At 65.5% G+C, this 8,599-nt stretch carries 7 protein-coding genes and 1 pseudogene; 4 read left to right on the top strand and 4 right to left on the bottom strand.

Annotated elements, in window-relative coordinates; genetic code table 11:
* The 3 genes from hemA to murI form a co-directional block, all read right to left on the bottom strand.
* Window positions 1-1,067, bottom strand: a 1,067-nt coding sequence (gene hemA / locus RT424_RS16845; protein ID WP_313440657.1) for a 5-aminolevulinate synthase, incomplete at its 3' end; no start/stop codon positions are given.
* Between the two features lie 49 nt (window positions 1,068-1,116).
* Entirely contained in the window at window positions 1,117-2,001 is an 885-nt protein-coding gene (locus tag RT424_RS16840; RefSeq protein WP_313440637.1) for a hypothetical protein, read from the bottom strand.
* Window positions 1,998-2,819, bottom strand: coding sequence for a glutamate racemase (murI, locus tag RT424_RS16835; RefSeq protein WP_313440635.1), 822 nt, complete (start codon window positions 2,817-2,819; stop codon window positions 1,998-2,000). The genes RT424_RS16840 and murI overlap by 4 nt, the downstream gene beginning before the upstream one ends.
* 224 nt (window positions 2,820-3,043) lie before the next feature.
* On the opposite strand from murI, the gene plsY reads away from it, so the two are divergent.
* The 4 genes from plsY (at window position 3,044) to RT424_RS16815 (ending at window position 7,718) form a co-directional block, all read left to right on the top strand.
* The gene (plsY, locus tag RT424_RS16830) at window positions 3,044-3,631 is read left to right on the top strand and encodes a glycerol-3-phosphate 1-O-acyltransferase PlsY (RefSeq protein WP_313440633.1); all 588 of its coding nucleotides are present in this window, start codon (window positions 3,044-3,046) and stop codon (window positions 3,629-3,631) included.
* 50 nt (window positions 3,632-3,681) lie between these two features.
* Complete coding sequence (gene dprA, locus RT424_RS16825; RefSeq protein WP_409521522.1) at window positions 3,682-4,770, top strand: DNA-processing protein DprA; 1,089 nt, start codon at window positions 3,682-3,684, stop codon at window positions 4,768-4,770.
* A 150-nt stretch (window positions 4,771-4,920) separates the two neighbouring features.
* Window positions 4,921-7,542 carry a type I DNA topoisomerase gene (topA, locus tag RT424_RS16820; RefSeq protein WP_313440629.1) on the top strand — a complete coding sequence of 874 codons (2,622 nt, stop codon included), beginning with the start codon at window positions 4,921-4,923 and terminating at the stop codon, window positions 7,540-7,542.
* Window positions 7,539-7,718, top strand: coding sequence for a hypothetical protein (locus RT424_RS16815; protein WP_313440627.1), 180 nt, complete (start codon window positions 7,539-7,541; stop codon window positions 7,716-7,718). The genes topA and RT424_RS16815 overlap by 4 nt, the downstream gene beginning before the upstream one ends.
* 3 nt (window positions 7,719-7,721) lie before the next feature.
* Here the strand turns inward: RT424_RS16815 and RT424_RS16810 are convergent.
* A pseudogene (locus RT424_RS16810) lies at window positions 7,722-8,599 on the bottom strand (hypothetical protein); the annotation flags it as partial.

Raw genomic sequence — 8,599 nt, 5'->3', positions numbered from 1 at the left:
ACGTAGGCGCCATATTCCGCGAGCAGGATGTCGCTGATCTTCTTCGCCTTGACCGGATCGCCCACCATCAGCGGCACGATGTGCGTAGTGGAATCCATGACCGGCAGGCCCGCGTCACGGAACATCTGCTTCATCAGCGCGGCCGAGCGTTGCTGGCCTTCCCGCTCCGTGCTGGAACTCTTGAGGTGCTTCACCGAGGCGAGCACGCCTGCAACCAGCACCGGCGACAGCGAGGTGGTGAAGATGAAGCCCGGCGCGTAGGAGCGGATGCAGTCGATGACCTTCTGGTCGGCCGCGATATAGCCGCCCATCACGCCGAAAGCCTTGCCCAGCGTGCCTTCGATGATGTCGATGCGGTGCGCGGCTTCGTCCCGGTCGGTGATGCCGCCGCCACGCGGGCCGTACATGCCGACCGCGTGGACTTCGTCGATATAGGTGAGAGCGTTGTACTTTTCGGCAAGGTCGCAGATCGCGTGGACGGGCGCGACGTCTCCGTCCATCGAATAGACCGACTCGAAGGCCACCAGCTTGGGCAGCGCGGGATCGGTTGCCGCCAGCAGTTCCTCGAGGTGTTCGAGGTCGTTGTGGCGCCAGACCCGCTTCTCGCACCCCGAATTGCGGATGCCGGCAATCATCGAGGCGTGGTTCAGTTCGTCCGAGAAGATCACACAGCCCGGCAGGAGCTTGGCGAGCGTCGAGAGCGTGGCGTCGTTCGAGACGTATCCCGAGGTGAACAGCAGCGCGCCTTCCTTGCCATGCAGATCGGCCAGTTCGCTTTCAAGCTCGATGTGGTAATGCGTGTTGCCGCCGATATTGCGGGTGCCGCCCGAACCGGCGCCGACATCGTGCAGCGCCTCTTCCATGGCTTCGATCACCTTGGGGTGCTGGCCCATCGCAAGGTAATCGTTGGAGCACCAGACGGTGATCGGCTTGGGCCCATTGTGGCCGGCGAAGCAGCGCGCGTTAGGATAGGCGCCCTTGTTGCGCAGGATGTCGATGAAAACGCGATAACGGCCTTCCGAATGGAGGCGTTCGATCGCTTGATCGAAAATGTGTTCGTAGTTCACCTGGGCACTTCCTGCGTTCGCCTGTGAGGGACTTGCCGTCCTTGGGCTTTTACCCGTTGATGCGGCCAAATACATGATCGTTCGGGACATGGCCAGCCGCTTGTCCCGCTGGCAGTGATCGATCTTTTGCAAACCCGCTTGCAATGCCCGGCACGTTGCGCGGCTCATGTCCCGAGACCACGATCATCGCGGGGGCGGCGCGCTTCAAGGCTTTGATGGTCATCAGCCACGAAACCGTCCTGCGGCGCTCGTCGCTCTTCAAGAAGGTCGAGAAAGTGCGCGCCGGGGGGCGCTCTTCCACCCAGTTGGCATCGACGGTGGCGACGTCGCCGGTGAAGAGGAATTCGCGGCCGTCCTCGAGCCGAATATAGACCATCATCGCACGGTCCGGCAGGCCTTCCAGCGGAATGGCCACGACGCCCGGAGCGACCGCCCGCGGCTCGCCACCATCAAGGTTCGGAAGAGGGGCGGCCTTGGGCGAAACCAGCGCGGAATTGCCGCGATGGAGCGGGCGGTCCAACAGGACCAGCTTCAGCGCCGCGGTCCTGGCGCGACCGTCGACGCGGTGCTGCGCGGCGATGTCGAAATTCTGAAGGTCACGCTTTCTGGCTTCGGCGGGCGTGGTGCCGGCATCGATCAGAATCGGTGCCCGCCTCGGCACGATGGCTTCGAACGCCCGGACCGGTAGCCTGATGGGGCGAAGGCCGCTCCCGGCGGCGATCCTGTTGTACAGCTCGGATCGATAGCCGAGCACTTCCTGCCGCAATTCCTCCGGCGCCGGTCCCGGAAGGCGATCCGCCAGTTCGCGAAGCCGGGACATCGTGAGCGGAACGGGCCTGGCGCCGGGTGCCCTGGCGTCGAACTGGAACCAGTAAAGCGGTACGCCGACAAGCAGCAGCAGAATGAGAAGCAGCAGATTGAATCTTGGCGTCAAAACCTTCCGCCTTCCGGCAACCCGTAACGCGCCAGCGCTTCGCCGTACGCTCCGGGGAATTCTCCCGGCCCGGTGAATAGCGCGCGGTCGGGTCGCTGGCGAGCGTATTCCTGTCCCTCGGTCAACTGGGCGATGCGCCGGGCAATGCCCTGGGCGCCATGGACGAAGCGCACATGAGGGCCGAAGGCTTGCATCAGCTCTTCCTCAAGCAGAGGGAAGTGGGTGCATGCCAGAACCAGCGTATCGATGTCCTCGCCGCCCGGCATGGCGCGCAGGGCTTCGGCAGCGCGGACGATGGCGGCGGGATCGACCGGCTCTCCACGGAGCTTTGCCTCCGCTGCCTCGACCAGGCCGGGGCCGCCGTAGCGCAGGAGGCGCTTGTCGGCGGCGAATTCCTGTTCCAGGCGATCGACATAGGCCTGCCGGATGGTGGCCTGGGTGCCGAGCAGGCCGATGACGCCGCTGCGGGTCATGGCGGCGGCCGGCTTGATCGCCGGCACCGTGCCGACCACCGGCACTTCCAGCACTTCACGCACCATGCCCAGCGCTATCGTCGAGGCGGTGTTGCAGGCGATGCACACGAGGCGAGGCGCGAAGCGCTCCGTCATTCGGCCCAGGAGACCGGCCACCCGCGCCGTTATCTGCGCTTCGGTCTTGGTGCCGTAGGGCAGCCCGGCCATGTCGGCCGCGTAGATGACCGGGGCCTGGGGCAGCACCTTGCGCAGTTCGGCAAGCACGGTGAGGCCGCCCACGCCCGAGTCGAATAGCAGGATCGGCGCGCCCGGATCGACCGAGGCTGCATCCAACGGAGCAGGCATGTTCAAAGCCGGGGACGACGCATGAAGAAGGGGGGAGGACATCGCTTTTTCCTGGATCTTGCTTTCTGTTAGTCGCTCGGCTCGGCAAAGGGCAATGATCAAAGCTGCAACTCGGCGCGACAAATCCGCTGAAGCCGGGGAGAATGCTCCGGAATGGCGTGATCGTGCGTGGTTCGGCCGATTGCAGCACTGGCCAATTTCCACGCAGGCTCTAAGAAGCGGTGATGGATTGGATTCTCGCCCTTTTGCTGGGCTATGCCCTTGGTTCGGTGCCGTTCGGCCTTCTGATAACGCGGATCGCCGGCGCCGGCGATTTGCGCGCGATAGGCTCCGGCAACATCGGTGCAACCAATGTGCTGAGGACGGGCCGTAAGGGCCTAGCCGCCGCCACGCTGCTGCTGGACTTGCTCAAGGGTCTGGCCGCTGTCCTGATCGTTGCCCGCTTCCTTCCGGAATGGACCTGGCTGGCGGCGCTTGGCGCCTTCCTCGGCCATTGCTTCCCGGTCTGGCTGAGGTTCAAGGGCGGCAAGGGCGTGGCCACCACGGCGGGCATCGCCTTCGGCCTCGCCTGGCCGATCGGGCTGGCCTATGCGGTGACCTGGGTCGGGCTGCTGCTCATCGTCCGCATCTCTTCGGTCGCCGGGATGACGGCGGCGATCGTCGCGCCGCTTGCCGCCTTGCTGCTCGGAAAAAGCGAGGCCGCTGGCGTACTGGCGGTCATCGCCGTGCTGGTGGTTTTCCTGCATCGCGAAAACCTGGCCCGTCTGCGGGCCGGCACGGAGCCGAAAGTGGGGAGCGGCAAAAAGCCGTGAGCGAGGCGGAGGGGGCCCAGCAGCAGGAACTCTCGGCAGAGGCGGGAAGCGTGCTCTCGCAGGAGGAAGCCTTCGCGCGAATCCGCCTCCTTCGCTCGCCCAACATCGGGCCGGTCACTTACATGCAGCTGCTCGCCCGCTTCGGCGATGCGCAGGCGGCGCTTCATGCGCTGCCCGACCTGGCCGGTCGCGCCGGGCGGCCTTATGAGGCCGCGGCGGAGAAGCGGGTCCAGGCCGAGATCGTCGCCACGCGCAAGGCAGGCGCGCGTTACCTTTTCCACGATTCTCCGGACTATCCCGGCCTGCTGGCCCACTGCGAGGGGGCGCCGCCGATCCTTACGTTCCGGGGCGATTCCGGCATTCTCGCCCGCCCGGCGGTCGCCATCGTCGGCGCGCGCAATGCTTCGGCGGCAGCGGTGCGACTGGCACGGGAGTTTGCCTATGGGCTGGCATCGGCCGGCTTCACCGTGGTTTCAGGGCTCGCGCGCGGGATCGACGGCGCCGCGCATACCGGCGCGCTGGCGGGCGGCGCGACCATCGGCGTCATCGCCAGCGGGATCGACATCGCCTATCCGCCGGAACACGGCGCCTTGCAGGAGAGAATCGCCGCCGAAGGCCTGCTCCTGGCCGAACAGCCTCCCGGAACCGAGCCGCTCGCCCGGCACTTCCCCACGCGCAATCGCATCATAGCAGGCCTGGCCGCCGGAACCCTGGTGGTGGAGGCCGCGCCGAAATCGGGCTCGCTGATCACCGCGCGCCTGGCAGGGGAAATGGGGCGCGAGGTCATGGCAGTGCCCGGATCGCCGCTCGATCCGCGCTCCCATGGCTGCAACCAGCTCATTCGTGACGGCGCGGTTCTGGCGCAGTCGGTTGAAGACGTCATCGAACTGCTTTCCGGCTTCGACGGCGTGCCCGGATCGCGGTTCCAGTCCGAAGGGAAGGGGGCGGAACCGCAGGTCCGCTTAGAAGAGGGCGCCGAGATCAGCATCGCTCACCTGCTGACCACGGCGCCCATCGCGGTGGATGAGCTGATTCGCCAGTCGGGGACGAATGCGCCCTCGGTTCAGATGGCGCTGCTCGAACTTGAGATCGGCGGCAGGCTGGTGCGGCATGCGGGGGGGCGGGTCAGTCTGGCCTGACAATGGCGGGCAAGCGCGGAAACGCGGCCGAAATGAATATCGGGCACTTACGCGCTTGACGAGTGCCCCAATCGCTTCCCACCCTATGCGTACACGTATATGCGCGAAGACAGGGCGCATGTCGCTCAGGGGCACACAGAGTCTGAAAGAATGCAGCTAGTCATCGTAGAATCGCCGGCGAAGGCGAAAACCATCGAGAAGTACCTGGGCAAGGACTACAAGGTTCTCGCCAGCTACGGCCATGTCCGCGACCTTCCGCCGAAGGACGGCTCCGTCCGACCCGACGAGGGTTTCGAGATGGACTGGGAGCTTTACGGGGACAAGCAGAAGCAGGTGAAGGCGATCACCGACGCCGCGAAGGGGGCCGATCGCCTGATCCTCGCGACTGACCCTGATCGCGAAGGCGAGGCGATTTCCTGGCACGTGCGCGAATTGCTGGCCAAGCGCAAGGCGCTGCCCAAGGACGTGCAGCGGGTCACCTTCAACGCCATCACCAAGGACACCGTCACCAAGGCGATGACCCAGCCGCGCGAGCTGGATCAGGACTTGATCGACGCCTATCTCGCCCGTCGCGCTCTGGACTACCTGTTCGGCTTCACGCTTTCGCCGGTGCTGTGGCGCAAGCTGCCGGGTGCCAAGTCGGCCGGCCGCGTGCAGTCGGTGGCGCTGCGCCTGATCGTCGACCGCGAGCGCGAGATCGAGGCGTTCACGCCGCAGGAATACTGGTCGGTCGCGGCGCAGATGGCGCATGACGGCACCGATTTCACCGCCAAGCTGGTAGCGTTCGAGGGCAAGAAGCTCGACCGTCTGAGCATTGGCGAGGAAGGCACGGCGATGCGCGCCAAGGCCGCCGTCGAAAGCGGCGCCTTCAAGGTCGAATCGGTCGAGACGAAGCCGCACAAGCGCAATCCGCAGCCGCCGTTCACCACCTCGACGCTCCAGCAGGAGGCTGCGCGCAAGCTGGGCTTCTCGGCCAGCCAGACGATGCGCGTGGCGCAGACCCTCTATGAAGCGGGCGCGATCACCTACATGCGTACCGACGGCGTGCAGATGGACCCGAGCGCGATCTCGGCCGCCCGCGCGGCTATCACCGATCGTTTCTCGGGCCACTACCTGCCCGAGCAGCCGCGCATCTACCAGACCAAGGCGAAGAACGCGCAGGAAGCCCACGAGGCGATCCGCCCCACCGAGTTCACCAAGGACCGTTTCGGATCGGGCGACGAGGCGCGCCTCTATGACCTGATCTTCAAGCGCGCCATGGCCAGCCAGATGGCCTCGGCCGCGCTGGAGCGCACCACCGTGACCTTGCGCGACGGCACCGGCCAGCACGAGCTGCGCGCCTCCGGCCAGGTCGTGAAGTTCCCGGGCTTCCTGGCCGTCTACGAGGAAGGCCAGGACAACAAGTCCGACGATGACGATTCGGGCCTGCTGCCGTTCATGAAGGCGGGCGACATGCCCGCCAAGAAGGGTGTCACCGCCGAGCAGCACTTCACCCAACCGCCGCCGCGCTTCTCGGAAGCCAGCCTGGTGAAGCGCCTGGAAGAACTGGGCATCGGACGTCCTTCGACCTACGCGGCAACGATCCAGGTCATCAAGGATCGCAATTACGTCCGAACTGAGAAAAACCGTTTCTTCGCAGAGGAATCGGGCCGACTTCTCACTTCGTTCCTCGAGCGCTTCTTCCAGCGCTACGTCGCCTACGAATTCACTGCGGGCATGGAAGACGAGCTGGACGACGTTTCCGGTGGCCGCCAGGAATGGAAGGCGCTGCTCGAAGCCTTCTGGCGGGATTTCAAGCCGAAGTCTGACGAGGTCATGGAGAAAAAGCCCTCGGAAGTGACCGAGGCGCTGGACGAGTTCCTGTCCGACTACCTCTTCCCGCCCAAGGCGGACGGCACCGATCCCCGCCTCTGCCCCAAGTGCGGCGAAGGCCGCTTGTCGCTGCGCGGTGGTCGCTATGGCGCTTTCGTCGCCTGTTCGAACTATCCGGAGTGCAAGTTCACCCGCAAGTTCGCGCAGCCCGGCGGCGCTGCGGATGGCGGCGAGGACGAAGGTCTGGGCAAGGATCCGGAAACCGGACTGGAGATCGTGCGTCGTTCGGGCCGGTTCGGTCCCTATATCCAGCTCGGTGAGGGCAAGGAGGCCAAGCGGGCCTCGATCCCGAAGGATATCGACGAACTGACGCTGGAATGGGCGATCAAGCTGCTGAGCCTGCCGCGCACCATCGGTCCGCATCCGGAAACGGGCAACGATATCACGGCCAGCATCGGTCGTTATGGTCCCTATCTGGCCCATAACGGCAAGTACGCACGCCTGCGCTCGACCGCCGAAGTGTTCGAAACGGGCATGAACATGGCCGTTACCAAGCTTGCCGAGGCGGCCGCTGGTGCCGGCGGTCGCGGATCGCGCGCGGCGGCCGAGCCGATCAAGGTTCTGGGCGCTCACCCGACTTCGGGCGGAGAGATCAAGGTGCTGGCGGGCCGTTATGGTCCTTACGTCACCGATGGCACCACCAATGCCACGCTTCCTCGCGACCAGAAGCCGGAAGACCTGACGGCCGAGCAGGCGATCACGCTGATCGACGAGAAAGCCGCCAAGGGCCCCGCGAAGAAAAAGGCCCCCGCGAAGAAGGCAGCTGCCAAGAAGGCTCCGGCGAAGAAGGCCGCTGCCAAGGATGGTGGCGAGAAGCCCGCCACGGCGAAGAAAACGTCGGCAAAGAAGCCTGCTGCGAAGAAAGCGCCTGCGAAGGCCAAGAAGGAAGCCGCCGAATGAGCGACAAGATCGCCAAGCACAAGCAGCCCTGGAAGCCGGAAGAGCTTCAGAAGCTTCAGACCCTCGCCGGAAAGGGCAAGGGTCTGAAGGAGATCGCCAAGGCGCTCAATCGCACCGAAGAATCGACCAAGGACGCCGCGCGGCAGCACGGCTTCTCCATCGCCAAGGCGCGCTGACGGTCACGGCCTCAGGCGATAGAGGCCGAACTTTCGCGTACCGATCACCACGCCCTCGTAGCGCTCGTAAGAGCCTGCGAGAGCGTTGCGTATCAGGGCTTTGGTCGCGAGGTTGGGCCGATTGGGGCGGCTCGATTCCGAGAGAACGATCACGCCGGGGCGGCTGGCCAGAATCCGCTCGACTTCCGCGACCGGGTCCACGCCGAGGGCTGCGGCTTCGTTCAGGGCATTGAGGTGGCTGGGATAGGCGAACCGGGTCGGTATGCAGGCGCCGGTCGTTCGATAGAGCGCACTGTCGCCCTCGTAGACATAGAGGCATCGGCCGTGCAATTCGCGCTTCACCGCCGCGCTCGCCGTCTCGAAATCGCGGGCCGTACCGCGTTCGCGTATCTGCAGGGCGGGAACGACGATAGCTCCGAGGAGCCCGAAACCCAGCAGCAGCCGTGCATACCAGCGCTCGCCTGGATCGCGGCGACCCAGGGTTGGTGCGGCCAGAACGCTCAGCGGTACCAGAACCGGCCCGAGGTAGTGATCGTACCAGGTTCCGAACGCCAGGAAGCCCAGCACCGCGACCAACGCCCATATGCGGACGACGGTCAACATCGCCGGCGTTTGCAGATCTCGGGGCGCGAGGCGGCGGGGTGCGAGCAATATGGCCAGGGCGAAGGGGATGAGGGCCAGGCACTCCTTTGCCAACTGGGCGAAGGCGTCGGCCTGATCTACGCCGCGGCCAAAAATCGAGAGGAAATTGGCCTGAACGAACGCCTCGCCCTCACCCAGGAGGACATAGCCCACCCAGACTGCGAAGGTTGGAGCCAGGGCCGTGCCTGCCCAGGCAAATCCCGCCCGTGCAAGCCGTGGCGGCGGCCAGCCTTCCCGAT

The organism is Novosphingobium sp., assembly GCF_032093395.1.
In the GTDB taxonomy this organism is placed as follows: domain Bacteria; phylum Pseudomonadota; class Alphaproteobacteria; order Sphingomonadales; family Sphingomonadaceae; genus Novosphingobium.
This window is presented reverse-complemented; position numbering and strand designations above follow the sequence as displayed.

Bases quoted from the DNA above. Each gene is read 5' to 3' on its own strand.
- RT424_RS16815 (WP_313440627.1), top strand. From the start codon at position 7,539: ATGAGCGACAAGATCGCCAAGCACAAGCAGCCCTGGAAGCCGGAAGAG.
- topA (WP_313440629.1), top strand. From the start codon at position 4,921: ATGCAGCTAGTCATCGTAGAATCGCCGGCGAAGGCGAAAACCATCGAG.
- plsY (WP_313440633.1), top strand. From the start codon at position 3,044: ATGGATTGGATTCTCGCCCTTTTGCTGGGCTATGCCCTTGGTTCGGTG.
- murI (WP_313440635.1), bottom strand. From the start codon at position 2,819: ATGCCTGCTCCGTTGGATGCAGCCTCGGTCGATCCGGGCGCGCCGATC.